Source organism: Catenuloplanes indicus (genome assembly GCF_030813715.1).
Lineage (GTDB): Bacteria > Actinomycetota > Actinomycetes > Mycobacteriales > Micromonosporaceae > Catenuloplanes > Catenuloplanes indicus.
Genome location: NZ_JAUSUZ010000001.1, coordinates 7,860,794 through 7,878,034, shown reverse-complemented (window position 1 = coordinate 7,878,034; position 17,241 = coordinate 7,860,794). Strand labels below are relative to the sequence as shown.

The window sequence follows — 17,241 nt, the reverse complement described above, 5'->3', positions numbered from 1 at the left end:
GAAGAGCATGATTTTCCCACTTCCGGCGTGGCCCGATCCGCATGCTCCCGCGGGCACCGGTGCCGCCGTGGTCCGGAGAACCGGCAACCGGGCACACCGTGCCCGAGACGTCACCGTGCGGCGGTCCGGGCTCAGCCGGCCGCATCCGGTGCCGTCCGGCGTTAGGCTGCGGGATCAAGACATCGACAGGCGTCGCGGTGGGAGCGGCGCCGGAACAGGGAGGTTCCGATGTCCGGTCTGCACCTCATCGGCGGGCGCTCCGCCATGACCTGCCGGTACCGCTGCGGCAACGCCTGCGCGCACGCGGCGCCGAACGAGTCGGCCAACCCGTACTTCGGTGACCTACTGGCCAGCCGCCGCACGCTGTTCCGGGCCGGCGCGGCGGGCGCGCTGGTCCTCGGCACCGGCCTCCCGGCCACGGCGGCACCGCCGTCGTCCACCGGCGCGCTGACCTTCACGCCGGTGCCGCCGAACGTGCTGGACCGGGTCGTGGTGCCGGACGGGTACGAGTCGGCGGTGGTGATCCGCTGGGGCGACCCGATCCTGCCCGGCGTACCCGCGCTGGACGTGCACCGGCAGACGCCGCAACGGCAGGAGCGGCAGTTCGGCTTCAACAACGACTTCCTCGGTGTGCTGCCGCTCGGCCGGGACCGGGCGCTGCTGGTGGCCAACCATGAGTACACCAACGAGGAGCTGATGTTCCCGGGCTTCACCTCGCTGGACGCGATGACGGTCACCCAGGTCGAGGTGGCGATGGCGGCGCACGGCATGTCGGTGGTGGAGATCGAGCGGGCCGGCCGGAGCGGGCGGTGGCGGCCGGTGCGCGGGCGCCGACCGTACAACCGGCGGTTCACCATGCTCTCCTCGCCGTTCCGGTTCGACGGGCCGGCCGCCGGCAGCGCCTGGCTCCGCACGGCCGCGGACCCGGCCGGCCGGACCGCGATCGGCACGCTGAACAATTGCGCCGGCGGTGTCACGCCGTGGGGCACGGTGCTGTCCGGTGAGGAGAACGTCAACCAGTACTTCGTCGGCGGTGATCAGGCACCGGAAGCACTCAAGCCCCGGCTGGCCCGGTACGGCGTCGCCGTGAGCACCCGGTTCCCCGCGGACTCGCGCCGGTGGGAGCGGGCGCAGGAACGCTTCGACCTGGCCCGGCACCCGAACGAGGCGCACCGGTTCGGCTGGATCGTGGAGGTCGACCCGTACGAGCCGGGCAGCGTGCCGCGCAAGCACACCGCGATGGGCCGGCTCAAGCACGAGGGTGCGAACGTGATCGTCTCCCGGCGCGGCAACGTGGCCGCGTACATGGGCGACGACGAGCGCTTCGAGTACCTCTACAAGTTCGTCTCCGCGGGCCGCTACCGGCCGGGCGACCGGCGGCACAACCTCTCGCTGCTCTCCACCGGCACGCTCTACGTCGCACGGCTCACCGGCGACAGCCCGGCGTCCGAGATCGACGGGACCGGGACGCTGCCGTCCGACCGCGCGTTCGACGGCACCGGCCGGTGGGTCCCGCTGGCCTCCGGTGACCGCTCGTGCGTACCCGGGATGACGGTCGAGGAGGTGCTCACGTTCACCCGGGAGGCCGGCGACGCGGCCGGTGCGACGAAGATGGACCGCCCGGAGGACGTGCAGCCGAGCCCGCGGACCGGCAAGATCTACGCGGCGCTGACCAACAACGTCGAGCGGGGCGTCGCCGGGCGCCCGGGCGTGGACGAGGCCAATCCGCGCCGGGAGAACCGGCACGGCCAGGTGCTGGAGATCGTCGAGGACCACGGCGACCACACCGGTGAGACGTTCACCTGGTCGCTGCCGATCGTCTGCGGCGACCCGGACGACCCGAACACCTACTTCGCCGGGTACGCCAAGTCCGCGGTATCCCCGATCTCCTGCCCGGACAACGTGGCGTTCGACGCCGCCGGAAACCTCTGGCTGGCCACCGACGGCAACGCACTGGGCAGCAACGACGGCCTGTTCGCCACGCCGGTCGAGGGTCCGGAGCGCGGCCACCTGCGGCAGTTCCTGACCGTGCCGCCGGGCGCGGAGACCTGCGGCCCGTTCCTGACCGGCGACGGCCGCTCGGTCTTCGTCGCGGTGCAGCACCCCGGCGAGATCGACGGTGCCACGCTCGACTCCCCCGCCTCCCGCTGGCCGGACGGCGACTTCGCCAAGCCCGCGGTCACGGTCGCCTGGCGCCCGGACGGCGGCCGGGTGGGCAGCTGACCGGCCCGGCCCGCTCGGCGCCGGCGCGCGGCCGAGCCGCCGGCGGAGCCGGACCCGCTGTGCTTCGTGCACCGGATGCTGACGCCCCACCCGGCTGCCGCGATGACGCTGCTGGAGTCGGTTCGCGAGCGGATGCACCTACCCGGCGAGCCGGGCGCGGCGGCCGGGGCCGGCCGGTTGTCACAGCGCGCCGGCGCCGGTGGCGATCAGGGCGATGCCGACGGTCAGCAGGCTGAGCGTGAGGACGGCGGCGCCGGTCCAGAGCAGCGCGATCAGCGGGCCGGGGCGCTGCGGGTCGGGGCCGAGGACGCTGAGGAAGAAGCCGGCCGGGATGAGGATCGCGGCGGCGAGCACACCGATGTAGGCGTACGACCACGGGCCGGTCACGTCGCCGGTGGCCAGCAGCAGCGCGCAGACCAGCCCGAGCGTGACCAGCACACCGGCATGGGCGTGACCGGCCCGGAAGAACGACCTCTGCAGGTCGTTGGCGGGCTGGCCGCCGGTGACGACGCGCAGCACGAACGTACCGCCGAAGGCGATCGTGACCACGGTGAGGACGGTGGCGCCGGTGACGATCAACGAGATCGGAGACATGACGGAGGGACCCTTTCGGATAGCCGGACTATCCAATTATGGATAGTTCAGCTATCCGGGACAACCCCCACAGCTCAGCCGTCGGTACGGATCGTCACCCGGGCGTCGTCGGCGAGCCGGTAGCCGACGCCGTAGACCGTGGTGATCAGCGGGACCTCGGTGCCGAGCTTCATCCGGAGACGGCGGACGTGCACGTCGACCGTGCGCACGCCGGCGTGCTCGTAGCCCCAGACCGCGGAGAGCAGCTGGACCCGGCTGAAGACGCGGCGCGGGTTGTCCGCGAAGAAGTGCAGCAAATCGAACTCCAGGCGGGTGAGCGCGAGCGGCTCACGCCCGACGAAGACGGTCCGGGAGCCGGCGTAGACGGTCAGCTCCGCCGGGTCCGCGACCAGCCGCAGCTCCGGCTCGGCCACCGGGCCGCCGAGGTCGGCGATCGCCGCGGTGCCACCGGGCGCGTCCAGCACCGACACCTGCCCCTCGCCCAGCGCGGCCAGCTCCCGGATCACCTCCAGCAGGCGCGTGTTGTCACCGGCGCCCAGCGGGATGGAGAGCGTGACGGTCACGGCCGGGCGGCGGGCGCCGGGGGTGGTGGCGCGGCCGGGACCGGCGGCGGACCGCTGGTGACGGGGGGCGAGGGCGATGACCGACATGTCTCCTCCTACGGGAAACGACTGCGACGAACGTCAGGCGTGCTGATAGCTGGGTTGCAACCGGGGCGCGTTGGCCGGCGGGAACGTGGGCAGTCCCGCGTTGCGCCAGGCGCGGAAGCCGCCGGTGAGGTCGGTGGCCAGGTGCAGGCCGAGCTCCTGGAGCGCGGCCGCGGCCAGCGAGGACGTGTAGCCCTCCTGGCAGAAGACGATCACCGGCAGGTCGTACCGGTCGGCGAACGGCAGGCGGGCGTCGGAGCGCGGGTCGAGCCGCCACTCCAGCACGTTCCGCTCGATGATCAGTGCGCCGGGGATCTCGCCGGTGGCCGCGCGCTGGGCGGCCGGGCGAATGTCGACCAGCATCGCGCCGGCGTGGACGGCCAGGTGTGCGTCCTCCGGCTCCAGCCGGCGCAGGCGGCGGCGCGCGTTCTCCAGCACGTCGGCGATGCCGGTCGAGCCGGCCGGCGCGGTGTGGTGGGCCGGACACGACCCGAGGACCGAGCTGTTCCACGGCGTGATCACCAGGCCACCCCCGCGCGGTCGATCTCGAGGACGCGCAGCGCGCCGTCCTGCAACCGGTACCGCGTCATCCGGGTGAGCGCGGGTCCGTAGACGTGCAGGCTGACCGCGGGCTCGGCCGAGGTGTTCACGATCCGGTGCACGTGCTGCGACCCGAACGGACGCGCGTCACCGGCGGTGAACGAGGTGGACCGCAGCGCGGCACCGTCCGCACCGGCGTGCACGGTCTCCTCGGTGAGCGCGCCGGAGACCAGGACGAACGCGCCGGCGGAGCCACCGTGGTCGTGCAGGTCGGTGGACTGACCGGGCAGCCAGGTCAGCAGCCAGGCCTCGTGGTCGCCGGCGGCGAACAACCGCGCGTACCACCGGGCGGTGGCGTCGAACCGCGGCGACACACCCCAGGAGGCGGGGTCGGCGGCGGCCCGGCGGGCGATATCGCGCAACCGGCCGACGCGGCCGGGCGCTTCCAGGTCTAGTGCGCTCATCGTTGAGGTCCTCAGCACTCGTCGAACAACCGAAGCACTGCCGAGTGTAGCCGATAAACCCTATAGGTTTGATAGGGATACGCGGAAAAGAAATCCGCGTCACCCGGCACGCCGCTCGGCGGCCTACCGACATGCCGGCGGATCGTCCGTCACTCTGCGCAATCGTCGGCGTGTCGGAGTCAGGGCTAGGATCCCGGTCCATGAATGCTGGCGGCCAGGTCATGATGCCCGCGATGTCGCTCGGCGAGCGCCTGCGCGCGGCGCGTGACCGGTTCTTCGTCGGCCGCGAGCGCGAGCTGGACGCGTTCCGCGCCGTGCTGCGCGACGGCGGGGTGCTCGGCCTGCACGGCCCGGGTGGCATCGGCAAGTCCACGCTGCTGCGCCGCCTCGCGGACGAGGCGCGGGACGCGGGCCGCACCGTATCCGAGGTGGACGGCCGGACGATCGAGCCGTCCCCGGCCGCGTTCACCGCCGAGGTGCGCCGGGCCGGCGGCTCCGTGCTGCTGGTCGACGCGTTCGAGCACTGCCAGGGCCTGGAGGGCTGGCTGCGGGACGTGTTCCTGCCCCGGCTGCCGGCCGGCACCACCGTGGTGGTCGCGGGCCGGGAACCGTGCGTGGCCGAGTCCCGTGAACTCGGCGACCTGAGCCCGGCCGAGGCGGACCGGCTGCTGGAGCTGCGCGGCGTACCCGCGGGGTCCCGGCCGGCCGTGCTGTCCTTCACCGGCGGTCACCCGCTCGCGCTCACCCTCGCCGCCACCCTCCCGGACGGCTCCCTGCCCGGCGACGCCGCACCCACGGTCCCGCCGGCCACGGCGGCGCCCGGCGGCGCACCGGGCACGGAACCGCCCGCCGGCGTTCCGGGCACGGCGCCGACCGGCGGCGCGCGGGGCGGAACGGTGCCCGGTGGACCGCCGGGCGGGGAGCGGTCCGGACGGCCGTGGCGGCCGGCGCCGGAGGTGCTGGCGTCGCTGCTCAGCGCGCTGATCGGTGACGTACCGTCGGCGTCGCACCGCCGCGCGCTGGAGATCTGCGCGCACGCGCCGCACACCACGGAGGCGCTGCTCGCCGACGTGCTCGGCCGGACCGGCGGCGTCGATCCGGGCGCGCTGATGCGCTGGCTGCGCGGCCTGCCGTTCACCGAGGACGGCCGGCCCGGGGTGACGCTGCACGAGATGGTCCGCGAGGCCGTCGACGCCGACCTGCGCTGGCGCGATCCGGCCGAGTACGAGCGCATGCACCACGCGATCGGCGACCACCTGCTCTCCCGGGTACGCGCGGCGGCCACGCCGGCGGACTCGCTCGCCGCCGCCCGCGCACTGGCCCACCTGCAGCGATACGGCCCGGCCGCGGAGTGGCTGACGCTGCTCCCCCGGCACGGCCACGGCTACGAGGACGGCCTGCGGCCCGGTGACCACGACGCGATCACCGCGATGACGCGCGCGGCCCAGGGCGAGGAGGCCGCCGCGACCGTGACGTTCTGGCTGGGCGCGCAGCCGGGCTCGTTCCGCGTCTACCGCCGGTCCACCGACGACTCGGCCGCCGGCTTCCTGCTCTGGCTGCGCCTGCCGGGCGACGCCCCGGACGCGGCCACACTCGCCACCGCGGATCCGCTGGCCGCGGCCGCGCTCGCGCATGCGGAGCGCACCCGGCCGCTCGGTGCGGGCGAGCACGTCGGCATGCTGCGCTTCATGATCGACAGCACCGCGTACGACGAGGTGACGTCCGCGATGCACACGCTCCAGCTGCGCGTCTACGCACTGTGGATCACGTCCGGCCGGCTGGCCTGGACCTACGTGCCCGCGGCCGGCGCACCGAAGTGGGAGCGCCTGCTCGGCCTGGTCGGCCACCACCCGGCCGGCGTCACCACCACGGCCGGCGGCCGGGAGTACACGCTGTTCGCCTGCGACTGGCGGGTGACCCCGCGGGACGTCTGGTTCGCGCTGGCCACGCCGCCGGTGACGCCGGCGCCGCCGGTCGCGCCCGCGCTGTCCCGCCCGGACTTCGACGCGGCCGTCCGTGACGCGCTGCGCGACTTCCACCGCCCGGCCGCGCTGGCCACCAGCCCGCTGCTCGGCACCCGGATGACCGTGGCGGCGTCCCGCTCCGCGGAGTCCGGCGGCGCCGGTGACCTGGTCGACGCGCTCCGCGAGGTGCTGACCGACGCCGTCGACACGCTGCGCGACGATCCGCGCGAGGCGCGTCTGCACCGCGTCGTCGCGACCGCGTTCTTCCACCGGCTGCCCACCCAGGTCGCCGCCGCGGAGCGCCTGGGACTGTCGTTCAGCACCTACCGCCGGCACCTGCAGCGCGGCCTCGACCTGGTCTGCGGCCATCTGTGGCAGCACGAGTCGACCATCCCGTAACCGGTTACACGGCGCCGGGTTCCGGCCTCACCAGGTGCGGCCGGCCAGCAGCACGCGCAGGCGGGCGGCGACCGTGTCCGGTGCGGCCTGCACGGACAGGTGGTCGAGGCCGGGCAGCTCCAGGACCGTGACGCCGCACGCCTCCAGCTCGGCGCGGGTCTCGCGGAGGCGGCGGGCCAGCCGGATGCCGGGACGTGACTCGTGCAGCAGGCAGCCGGGCTCGCCGTCGTTCGCGCCGTACCAGACGATCTTGGGTCCGGGGAGCGCCGTCAGCGCGGGCCGGTCGTCGCGGTCGTGCCAGGCCCGGTACATCAGCGCGGTGGCGAACGCGTTGTCGGCCAGCGCGCGCAGACCGGCGGTCAGGTACGCGAGCCGGGCACCCTCGGCGGAGCCCATCCAGTACTCCTTCGACCCGAGGATCGGGAAGCCACCGGCGAGCAGGCCGGCCGCGCGCGGCGTGAGCGGCGCGAGGAACGCGGCGAGCGCGGCCGTGCCGGAGTAGCCGGCCAGCACGAAGCGTGCGGCGCCGGCCTCGTCCGCGACCCGGTGCAGGTCGGCGACCTCCAGCTCGACCGGGAAGTCCTCGATCGGCTTGCCGCCCCAGAACGCCGGGCCGTCCTCCTGCTCCTCCCAGGTCACCCAGTCCTCGGCGTCGCCCTCGGGCGCGTCGATGCCGGTGACGTGCCGGGGCAGGTAGCGCACCACCCGGAACCGGTCGGCCAGCCGCTCGGCGAGATCCGCGTGCTCCTTGCGCGTCCGGCACGGGAAGATGATCACTGGTCCGGCGCCGCGCGCCTCGAACCAGACCGGGAGTCTGCTCATGGATCCCAATCTAGGCACATCCGGACCACTCCACAGTGTCTTGTGCCGATGGCGTAACGACGAACCGCGCACCGGGTACGCGAGTGCGGGCTAGGCTGCGACCGACGAACGTCCACGCAGCTCAGGAGGCATGTCATGGTGGCTCGGCTCAACCCGTACATCAACTTCCGCGGCCAGGCGAGGGAGGCGCTGGAGTTCTACCGCGGCGCGCTCGGCGGCGAGGTACAGGTGATGACGTTCGGCCAGTACGGGCAGGAGGGGCCGCTCGCCGACCAGGTGATGCACGGGCAGCTGGAGACGCCGTCCGGGATGACGCTGATGGCCGCGGACACGCCGCCGGACGTGGAGATCACGTCCGGCTCGGTGATCACGATCTGTCTCAGCGGCGACGAGGCGGAGTCACTGCGCGCACAGTGGGAGCGGCTGTCGGACGGCGCGACCGTGCACACGCCGCTGGCCACACAGATGTGGGGCGACGAGTACGGGCAGCTCACCGACCGGTTCGGCATCGGCTGGATGGTCAACATCGGCGCGCCCCGGGAGTAGCTACTAGGGTCGGGGCGTGACTACGCACGAGCTCGACGAGGCGACGCTGGAATTCGCCCACCGCATGTTCGACCTGGCCCGCAGCGGGGACACCGAGGAGCTCGCCGCGAACGTGGACGCCGGCGTGCCGGCGAACCTGACCAACGACAAGGGTGACACGCTGCTGATCCTGGCGGCCTACCACAACCACCCGGAGACCGTGGCCGCGCTGCTGGCCCGGGGCGCCGACCACACGCGGGTGAACGATCGTGGGCAGACCGCGCTCGCGGCCGCGGTCTTCCGGCAGAACGCGGAGACGGTGACGATCCTGCTCGGCGCCGGTGCCCGGCCGGAGGACGGCTCGCCGAGCGCGCTCGCCACCGCGGACTTCTTCTCGCTGCCCGCGATGCGCGCACTGCTGGAGAACGCGGAGAGCCGGCCGTGAGGAGACCTCACGGCCGGCTCTCGGGAGAATCTCAGAGGATGGCCATGGCGAGCAGGTAGCCGAGGAGCAGGGCCACGCCACCGGCGGCCGCGGCGTACCAGCCGAGCGGCTTGTCGCCCATGGACGCGCCGACCGCGCCGAGCACGATGGCCGCGAGGCCGAAGATCAGCGGCGAGACGAACAGGGCGAGCGCCGCGCAGACGAAGGCGATGATCGTCAGGATGCGGGCGGTCGAGACGTTGCTGCGGCGACCGGTCTGGTAAGCCATGGGTGCGGCCCTCCTCGAGGGGTGCGAGTGCGTCCGTTGAGGAGGGTGTACCCGGCCCTGGCCGAACTCTAAACTCAGCGCCGCCGGGGCGCGGGCTTCGGCTTGCCCTTGTCCCGGTCGCTGCCGCCCTTGTCCAGGTGCAGTGCGAGCGCGGGGCAGACCAGGATCGCCTTGCGCGCGGCCGACTCCAGCCAGATCGGGACCGGCGCGTCCGGGAACGTCGGGTAGCCGTTGCCGTCCAGTTTGATCAGCTCGGGGAAGACCTCGGCGCAGAGCCCGTGACCGTCGCAGCGCGCCCAGTCCAGCTTGAGCTTGCCGATGCTCGGGCCGCCGGGCAGCTCGTTCGGGATCGGCAGCAGCTTCTTGACCGGCTTGCCGCAGCCCTCGCCGAGCCGGTGACGCTTGATGTCCTCGGCGAACACCTCCAGCGCGGTGAGCGCGAACCGGGACGTGCCGTCCGGGTGGCTGCACGCGCCGCGGCCGCGGACCATGCCGGCCGCGTTCCGCACCGCCTGCTCGGCCGCGGCCGAGCCGGACGCGGTGAGCAGCTGGAACTGGTTGGCCACGTCGGGCAGGCCGAGCCGGCACGGGCCGCACTGTCCGGCCGACTCACCGGCCAGGTAGCGGACGATCCGGCTGGCCTCGCCGAGCGGGCAGGTGTCGTTGCCCAGCGGGATGATCATGCCGGCGCCGAGCGTGCCGCCGATCGCGGCGAAGCTCTCCCGGGAGATCTCCGCCTTCTGCGCGTTCTCCCAGGTGATCCACTTGCCGTGGTAGCCGCCGACCAGGATGCCGGGGCCTTCGGTGGCGCCGCAGATGTCCAGCACCTCGCGCAGCGGCACGCCGGTCGGGCACTCCAGCACCATGTGCTGCGCGGCGGAGCCGCCGACCGTGAGCAGGACCGTGCCCGGCTCCTTCTTCGTGCCGACCGCGGTGTACTCCTGCGGTCCCAGCCGGGCCGCGACCGCGATCTGCGAGTACGTCTCCGCGTTCGACAGCAGCGTCGGCTGGCCGTTGACGCCGCTCTCCGACGAGCGCTGCTTGATTCCCGGCGGGATGTGCGCCTCGCCGTTGATGCCGCGGACCAGCGCGCCGCCCTCACCGGCGATGAACCGGTGGGGGACGGTCACGATCCGGGTCGGGGCCGGCATGCGGCGCTCGGCCAGCGCCTCCTCCAGCGAGCTCTGGCCGACGCCGTCGTCGGCCACGCCGATGACGATCTCCTCGGCCTCCAGCGCCCAGGCGGCGAGCGCAGCCCCGTCCAGGATCAGATGCGGTGCCCGGGTGAGCAGCATCTTGTCCTTCCACGAGGGCGGCTCACCCTCGGTGGCGTTGACCACCACGACCGGTGCGCGGTCCTGCCGGTCCGCGGACTCGACGACGGCCTTCACCTTGCGGTGGAACGGGAAGCCCGCCCCACCGCGGCCGGTGAGCTTGATCTTCTCGGCGAGGTCGATCAGATCGTCGGCGGACAGCGGGCGCAGGTCGCCGTGGACCTCCAGGTGGGCATAGAGGTCCAGACGGCCGAAGTCCTCGAATCCCGCCGTCAACCGGGCCGGGCCGATGCACCCCACCGGAGGCACAACGCCTGTGCTCACCGCTTGTCTCCTTCACGTGCTGTACGGGTCGTGCGGGGAGTGGGCTCCCCGGGACGAGAAAGCGACTCTACTTGGCCTCGCCACGCATGCGCGCCCAGAACTCGTCGTCCGAGACCTCGTCGGCGGCGGCGCGGCCCGGACGCCGGGTCTTGGCCTCCTTCGCCGGGCGGGCCGAGCGGGCGGCCCGGCGGGCGGTCAGATCGACCAGCGTCGGGGTGTCGTCGCCGTTGAAGTCCGGGCGGGCCTGCTCCTCCTCGTACCGGCTGACCGGGTTCGCCGGCGGGCGCCAGTACTCGTCGACCGCGGCCTCCTCCTCCGGCTCCGGGGCCGGCGCGGGGGCGGCCCGGCGGGCCCGGCGCGGCGGGGCGACCTCGGCCACCTCCGGCTCGGCGTCCTCGGTGGCGCGGTGCGAGCGGCGCGGGCGGGCGGCCTCCTCCTCGTCGTCCTCCTCGGCGGCGCGGCGGGCGCGGCGCGGCCGGGTGGCGATCGCGACCTCGTCCTCCTCGTCCTCGTCCACGGCGCGGCGGGCCCGGCGCGGCGCGGTGGCGGCCGCGACCTCGTCCTCCTCGTCCACGGCGGCCCGGCGGCTGCGGCGGGACACGGTCTCGTACTCGCCGGTCACGTACGCATCGTCGTCCTCCTCCGCGGCCCGGCGGGCGCGGCGTGGCGCGGCGGTCTCCTCCGGCTCCTCCACGGCGCGGCGGGTACGGCGCGGCGGCGTGGCCGCGGCCGAGATCTGCGCCTCGCCGAACTCCTCCTCGTCCTCGGTGCGCCGGGACCGGCGCGGCGCGGGCTTGGCCGGGGCCTCCGCGGCCGGCCGGCGGGTGCGGCGCGGCGCGGGGACCTCGTCCTCGTAGTCGTCGTCGAACTCCGGCTCCGGGTCGCGGCCGGCGCGGCGGACCGGCGGCGCGTCCTCGTAGTCGTCCTCCCGGCGCGGGCGGCGCGGAGCCGGCGTCTCCTCCTCCACCAGCTCGGGGACGAGCGGGCGGCGGGCGGGACGACGCGGCGCCTCGTCCTCGTAGTCGTCGACCGGCTCCGGCTCGCGCGGCGCGGGCGCACGGCGGGCCGGCCGGGTTTCGATCAGGTCCTCGTCCAGCGTGGCCGTGGCCGGGGCGCGGCGGGCCGCGGCCTGAACCAGCTCCTCCGCCTCCTCCACCACGTCCCGGGAGATCTTGGACATCAGCTGCGTCTCCTCCAGCGCGTTCGCCGGGAGCGGCGTCTGGCGCTGGCGGCGCTGCTCGGCGCCCTCGTCGGAGAAGCCGCCCCAGGCGGCGCCGCGCGGCGCGCTGAGCGACTCCTCGGCGGACGGCTGGTTACGGACCGCGCCGCGGTACACCGGGCGGTTCGAGGTCGCCCGTGCGCCGTTCGCGGCCTCCAGCGGGCCGGCCTGTGCCTTGCCCGCGGCCTTCGCGGCGGACGGCACGGCCTTCGGCTGCGAGATGCGCTTGTTGTAGACGCCGATCACCCGGACCAGCATCGCGATGACGACGCCGACCACGCACAGGATGTAGGAGACGATGACCCAGGTGGCGGCCGCGCGGCCGGCCAGCAGGCCGTGGCCGAGCGCGGGCGGCCAGGCGAGGTAGCCGACGGAGTGCACGGCACGCCACATCCACGGCTTGCCCTTGCCGGCGAACTTCACCCGGGCGACGCCGCTCCAGAACGTGCCGACCAGGCACCACGCGGCGATCGTGCCCATGCCGACGTACAGCGTGTTCGGGTTCAGGAACGGGATGACCAGGTCGATGACGGAAGCGTGCGCCTCGAGGATCTTCACCATGACGTGCAGCAGCAGGAACGACACCGCGATGGTGCCGGTGGTGCGGTGCACGCCCTGGACGAGCACGCGGTGCTTGGGCGTGAGGATCAGCCGGTCGGTGGCGGCCAGGCCGACCATGACCGTGATCGACAGGGACACCAGCACGACCACACCGGCGTAGAAGTCCAGGTACGCGAAGAGGTACGCGGCCGGGACGACGCCCGCGTTGGTCAGCGCGCCGATGGCCCACAGCGAGGCGACGACGCCGAGGCCGACGATCAGCCAGGACATCCCGGCCGACATGCCCTTCTTCTTCTCGCCGTCGGCCGGGGCCACGGCGGGGCCGGTCTCGCGGGTGGACCGTTGAACCTGCTTGCGTTTAGCCATCGCTCCTCGATCTTCTGCATTCGCGCCACCACCGCTGCGCGCCGGCCGGATCCCTGACGGCCGGCGCGTTCCTCGTACGGCCTCAGCTATGAAGTCGTTTCGCGCAACCCACGGTCATCCCTGCTGTCCCCATCGCCCGGTGAAGTCCAGAAATCTGCGTGAACCCGCTCGCGTGCGGGGCTCATCCGCACGCCTGCTGTGTTCGCCACGGTGTACGCACCGGTAGCCATGGAGGGATTAACGGATTCCGAGAATTTTCATGAGGCGGCAACCACATCACGCTGGGCTGACGCCTGCGATGCGGTGGGTAGTGAATGAGACAGCATGAAGCCCGCCCTACCGGTTCAATCCGGACAAGGCGGGCTTCACCCGTGCGAGGTATGTCGTTTATTTCCGGCCGGTGACGAGGCGACGGCCGACCGCAGCGATGAGCCGGTCGAGCTCGGAGCCGAACGGGTTGTCGTGCACCAGGTACGTCCAGGTGGCGGACGGGCGCACCAGGTTGGCCTGAGCCGGTTCCCAGGTGTCGGTGACCTCGTCGATCTCGGCGAAGGTGTCGACCGTCCGGTCCTCGATCTCCGGCATGATCTTGCCGAACGCCGGCACCGCGGCCCGGTGGAACTCGTCCAGCGGGTCGAGCTTGCCGAGCGCGCGCAGGTGCACGCCCTCGCGCACCTCGGACAGGTAGGACAGGTGCTCGGCCCAGAGCCGGTCGAGGTGGTAGAGCGCGATCGACCGGGAGACCTTGCTCAGCACCTCGTCGTCGATCTCCGCGGTCTCCTCCGGGAACTTCGACCGCAGCATGTCCGCCGCGACATCCGTGGTGAGCAGGCGCTCGCGACGCTCGGAGAGCGCCACCCGCTGCTGCTCGATGACCACGTTGTACCGCCAGGTGTTGCGGTGGATCTCGTGGCCGACGCCCTCGGCGACGCGCTGCGCGTGGCCGACCGCGTAGTCCACCCGCTCGTCGGTGACCACGCCGTCCATGTCCATGTGCGGCGACGGCGGGATCATGTCGCCCGCGTTCCGCACGATCAGGTCGTCCTCCAGGCTGCCGTAGAAGACGGACGTGCCCGGGTCGCCCTGCCGGCCCGCGCGGCCGCGCAGCTGGTCGTCGATGCGGCCGCTGTCGAACCGGCCGGTGCCGATCATGTAGAGCCCGCCCAGCTCGGCGACCTCGTCGTGGTCGGCCTCGTCGCTGCCGCCGAGCCGGATGTCGACGCCGCGGCCGGCCATCTGGGTGGAGACCGTGACCGCACCGCGCTTGCCGGCCTCCGCGATGATCGCCGCCTCCTCGGCGTCGTTCTTCGCGTTCAGCACGACGCAGGAGATGCCCTTCGCCTCGAGCGCGGCCGCGAGCGTCTCCGACTCCTTCACGTCGCGCGTGCCGATCAGGACCGGGCGGCCCTCCTCGTGCGCCTTGCCGATCTCGACGACGAGCGCGTCCTCCTTCTCCTGCCGCGTCGCGAAGATGCGGTCGGGAAGGTCCTCGCGGATGTTCGGCTTGTGCGGCGGGATGACCGCGACCTCGAGCTTGAAGAACTCGCGGAGCTGGTCGCCGACCAGCACCGCGGTGGCGGTCATGCCACAGACCGTCCGGTAGAGCGCGATGAACGACTGCACCGTGATGGTCTGCAGCACCTCGCCCTCGCTGGTCGCGGAGAGCCCTTCCTTCGCCTCGACCGCGGCCTGCAGCCCGTCCGGCCAGCGGCGGCGCTGGGCGACCCGGCCGCGCGACTCGTCGACCAGCTCGACGGCGCCGTTGCGGACGATGTAGTCGATGTCGCGGTGCAGCAGCGCGTGGGCGTGCAGCGCCACGTTGAGCGCGGATAGCTGGTCGAAGTTCTCGTCGGCGTAGAGGTCGATGCCGTCGAGCTTCTTCTCGATCTTCTCGGTGCCCTCGGTGGTGAACGCGACGCTGCGGCCGTCCTCCGCGATCTCGTAGTCGCGGTTCCGCTTCAGGCCCTTGACCAGCGCGGCGGCGGCGTGCACCGGGTCCTGCTCGCCGGGCACGGTGCCGGCCAGCACCATCGGCACACGTGCCTCGTCGATCAGGATCGAGTCGGCCTCGTCGACGATCGCGGTGGACAGCTCGCGCTGCACCCGGTCGGCGATGTCGACGACCAGCTGGTCGCGCAGGTAGTCGAAGCCGGCCTCGGAGACGGAGACGTAGGTGACGTCGCAGCCGTAGGCCGCGCGGCGCTCCTCGGGCGTGGACGCCTCGGTGACCGAGTCGACCGTGAGGCCGAGCAGCGTCAGGACCGGACGCATCCAGTCCGCGTCGCGGGCCGCGAGGTAGTCGTTGACGGTGAGCACGTGCACCGGGCCGCGGCCCTGGCGGACGTGGCCGTAGGCGGCGATCGCGGCGGTGAGCGTCTTGCCCTCACCGGTGGCCATCTCGGCGACCTTGCCGGAGAGCAGCGCCATCACGCCGAGGATCTGCTCGTCGTACGGCCGCTGATCGAGACCGCGCCGGGCGGCCTCTCGACCGATCGCGCAGATCTCGACGATCTCGCTCGCCTCGCCGGCCCGCTCGGTCAGCGCGGCGTCGTCGAGCTCCTTGAGCTCCTCCTCCAGCGCCTCGACCGCCGGCAGCCGCTTCTGCAGCGGCGCGAGATCGACGGTCGTCCCTGGGCGCTGCAGGAACTTCTGGAAGCGGCTCTTCAACCGTGACGACACACCCATGGTGCGAAACGCTACTTCATCATGCCGCTGAGTGGTGAGGGGCATCTGTCGAATCCCCGGCTTCCGCCCCGGCCACCCACCCCTCACCGGAGAGGCTCCGCCTCCGAGACCAGTAGTTGATGCGCGGCCAGCTCCCGGTAGAGCGGGCTGGACTCGACCAGCTCCTCGTGCCGCCCGGTCGCCACTACCCGGCCGGACTCCATCACCACGATCTGGTCGGACTCGACCACGGTGGAGAGCCGGTGCGCGACCACCAGCAGCGTGCGGGACTCGGCCGCGGCGTCGATCGCGCGGCGCAGCGCGGCCTCGTTGCGCGCGTCCAGGTTGCTGGTCGGCTCGTCCATCAGCAGGATCGGCGCGTCGGTGAGCAGCGCGCGGGCGATCGCGAGCCGCTGCCGCTCGCCGCCGGAGAGCAGCACGCCGCCCTCGCCGACCTGCGCGTCCAGCCCCTGTTCGGTGCGGGTGACGATGCCGGTCAGGTTGACCGACTCCAGCACCTCCAGCAGCCGGGTGTCGTCCGTTCCCGGCGCGGCGAGCAGCAGATTCTCCCGGATCGTGCCGGCCAGCACCGGCGCCTCCTGCTCCACGTAGCCGAGCCGGGACCGCAGCGCGTCACGGCTCTGCGCGCGCACGTCCCGCCCGTCCACCCGGATCGTGCCGGCCGTGGTCTCGTAGAACCGCTCGACCAGCGCGAGCAGCGTGGACTTACCCGCGCCGGACGGGCCGACCAGCGCGGTCCGGGTACCGTACGGCACGGTGAAACTGACGTCGCTCAGCACCGGCCCGTCCGCCGCCGGATAACCGAAACCGACATTCACGAACTCCACCGCGGTACGACCCGCGCCCGGCTCCGTGGAGTCCGCGCCGTTCTCCTCCGCCGGGATGCGCAGCACCTCCTCGATCCGCTCCAGCGCGCCGAGGCCGGTCTGCAGTTGCGTATACGCCCCGATCGCCTGGCCGAGCGGCATGACCAGGAAGAACAGGAAGAGAATGAACGCCACCAGGTCGCCGACCGTGATGTCGCCGGCCGCGACCCGCGCGCCGCCCACGCCCAGCACGGCCAGGAACGCGCCCTGGGTGGCCGTGGTCGCCACCGGGGAGATCAGCGCCTGCAGCCGGGCCACCCGCAGGCCCGCCGCGTACGCCCCCTCGGCGCTCGCCACCACCAGGCCGGCCTCGCGGCCCTCGGCGCGCGCGGCGCGGATCGTGCGCGCCGCGGAGATCGCCCGCTCCACCGTGGAGGTCATCTCGCCGATCCGGGCCTGGGTGGCGCGGGACAGCGCGCGCACCCGCCGGGACGCGGTGATCGCGATCCCCATGCCGAGCGTGAGCGCGACCAGCGTGACGCCGAGCAGCAGCGGATCGAGCAGCGCCATCGCGACGATCGCGCCGATCACCATCACCACACCGGCCGCGATGTCGAACAGCCCGGACGTGACCACCGCGCGCAACAGCGTGGTGTCCGCGCCGACGCGGGAGAGCAGATCGCCGGTACGCCGTGCGTCGTACTCCGCGATCGGCAGGCGCAGCAGGTGGTGGGCGAGCCGGCGCCGGGTGCCGAGCACCACGCCCTCGGCGGTGCGCTGGAGCAGGTAGTCCCGCACCGCGTTGATGCCCGCGGCGGCCAGCACCAGCACGGCCAGCAGCGCGACCAGGCCGCCGACCGCTTCGGACGCGCCGATCGCGTCCAGCAGGTCGCGGGTGAGCAGCGGCTGGACCAGCGAGGCGGCCGCGCCCAGCATCGACAGCAGCGCGACGACCGCCAGTGTGGGCCAGTGCGCGCGCAGGTGGGGCGCGAGCGCGCGCAGCCCGACCGGCGGTGTGGTCTCCCCCGTCATGCGGTCGACGTTAGCCACGGCGGGCCTGGATCCGCCCTCCGCCCTCAGCGAAAACTCAGGCACATGGAGCAACTGAGTAGGTA

General features: G+C 73.2%; 14 protein-coding genes. 4 read left to right on the top strand and 10 right to left on the bottom strand.

The window, feature by feature from the left end; all coding sequences use genetic code 11:
* The first annotated feature begins 228 nt into the window (after window positions 1-228).
* Complete coding sequence (locus J2S42_RS35160) at window positions 229-2,223, top strand: PhoX family protein (RefSeq protein ID WP_307246276.1); 1,995 nt, start codon at window positions 229-231, stop codon at window positions 2,221-2,223.
* Window positions 2,224-2,403: 180 nt separating this feature from the next.
* Here the strand turns inward: J2S42_RS35160 and J2S42_RS35155 are convergent, their stop codons facing one another.
* The 4 genes from J2S42_RS35155 to J2S42_RS35140 form a co-directional block, all read right to left on the bottom strand.
* Window positions 2,404-2,817, bottom strand: coding sequence for a hypothetical protein (locus tag J2S42_RS35155; RefSeq protein ID WP_307246274.1), 414 nt, complete (start codon window positions 2,815-2,817; stop codon window positions 2,404-2,406).
* A gap of 74 nt (window positions 2,818-2,891) precedes the next feature.
* Complete coding sequence (locus J2S42_RS35150; RefSeq protein WP_307246272.1) at window positions 2,892-3,467, bottom strand: winged helix-turn-helix domain-containing protein; 576 nt, start codon at window positions 3,465-3,467, stop codon at window positions 2,892-2,894.
* A 33-nt stretch (window positions 3,468-3,500) separates the two neighbouring features.
* Window positions 3,501-3,986 carry a rhodanese-like domain-containing protein gene (locus J2S42_RS35145; protein ID WP_307246271.1) on the bottom strand — a complete coding sequence of 162 codons (486 nt, stop codon included), beginning with the start codon at window positions 3,984-3,986 and terminating at the stop codon, window positions 3,501-3,503.
* Entirely contained in the window at window positions 3,983-4,468 is a 486-nt protein-coding gene (locus J2S42_RS35140) for a cysteine dioxygenase (RefSeq protein WP_307246269.1), read from the bottom strand. The genes J2S42_RS35145 and J2S42_RS35140 overlap by 4 nt, the downstream gene beginning before the upstream one ends.
* Window positions 4,469-4,668: 200 nt before the next feature.
* On the opposite strand from J2S42_RS35140, the gene J2S42_RS35135 reads away from it, so the two are divergent.
* Window positions 4,669-6,831: an ATP-binding protein gene (locus J2S42_RS35135; protein WP_307246267.1), complete on the top strand. Its 2,163-nt coding sequence runs from the start codon at window positions 4,669-4,671 to the stop codon at window positions 6,829-6,831.
* A 27-nt stretch (window positions 6,832-6,858) separates the two neighbouring features.
* Here J2S42_RS35135 and J2S42_RS35130 read toward each other — a convergent pair whose 3' ends face one another.
* Complete coding sequence (locus J2S42_RS35130; RefSeq protein ID WP_307246265.1) at window positions 6,859-7,653, bottom strand: alpha/beta fold hydrolase; 795 nt, start codon at window positions 7,651-7,653, stop codon at window positions 6,859-6,861.
* A gap of 135 nt (window positions 7,654-7,788) precedes the next feature.
* Between J2S42_RS35130 and J2S42_RS35125 the strand changes: the two genes are divergently transcribed.
* Together J2S42_RS35125 and J2S42_RS35120 are read left to right on the top strand one after the other, a co-directional pair.
* Window positions 7,789-8,199 carry a VOC family protein gene (locus J2S42_RS35125; RefSeq protein ID WP_307246263.1) on the top strand — a complete coding sequence of 137 codons (411 nt, stop codon included), beginning with the start codon at window positions 7,789-7,791 and terminating at the stop codon, window positions 8,197-8,199.
* Window positions 8,200-8,263: 64 nt separating this feature from the next.
* On the top strand, window positions 8,264-8,623 hold the full coding sequence (locus J2S42_RS35120) for an ankyrin repeat domain-containing protein (RefSeq protein WP_307249211.1): 360 nt from the start codon (window positions 8,264-8,266) through the stop codon (window positions 8,621-8,623).
* Between the two features lie 31 nt (window positions 8,624-8,654).
* Here J2S42_RS35120 and J2S42_RS35115 read toward each other — a convergent pair whose 3' ends face one another.
* The 5 genes from J2S42_RS35115 to J2S42_RS35095 form a co-directional block, all read right to left on the bottom strand.
* The gene (locus J2S42_RS35115) at window positions 8,655-8,891 is read right to left on the bottom strand and encodes a hypothetical protein (protein WP_307246261.1); all 237 of its coding nucleotides are present in this window, start codon (window positions 8,889-8,891) and stop codon (window positions 8,655-8,657) included.
* 74 nt (window positions 8,892-8,965) lie between these two features.
* The gene (locus tag J2S42_RS35110) at window positions 8,966-10,489 is read right to left on the bottom strand and encodes an NADH-quinone oxidoreductase subunit NuoF family protein (RefSeq protein ID WP_307246259.1); all 1,524 of its coding nucleotides are present in this window, start codon (window positions 10,487-10,489) and stop codon (window positions 8,966-8,968) included.
* 67 nt (window positions 10,490-10,556) lie between these two features.
* Entirely contained in the window at window positions 10,557-12,635 is a 2,079-nt protein-coding gene (locus J2S42_RS35105; protein ID WP_307246257.1) for a ferric reductase-like transmembrane domain-containing protein, read from the bottom strand.
* Between the two features lie 387 nt (window positions 12,636-13,022).
* A complete protein-coding gene (gene secA2, locus J2S42_RS35100; protein WP_307246255.1) occupies window positions 13,023-15,320 on the bottom strand; it encodes an accessory Sec system translocase SecA2 in 2,298 nt (765 codons plus the stop codon).
* Between the two features lie 83 nt (window positions 15,321-15,403).
* On the bottom strand, window positions 15,404-17,158 hold the full coding sequence (locus J2S42_RS35095; protein WP_307246253.1) for an ABC transporter ATP-binding protein: 1,755 nt from the start codon (window positions 17,156-17,158) through the stop codon (window positions 15,404-15,406).
* Between the last annotated feature and the right edge of the window lie 83 nt (window positions 17,159-17,241).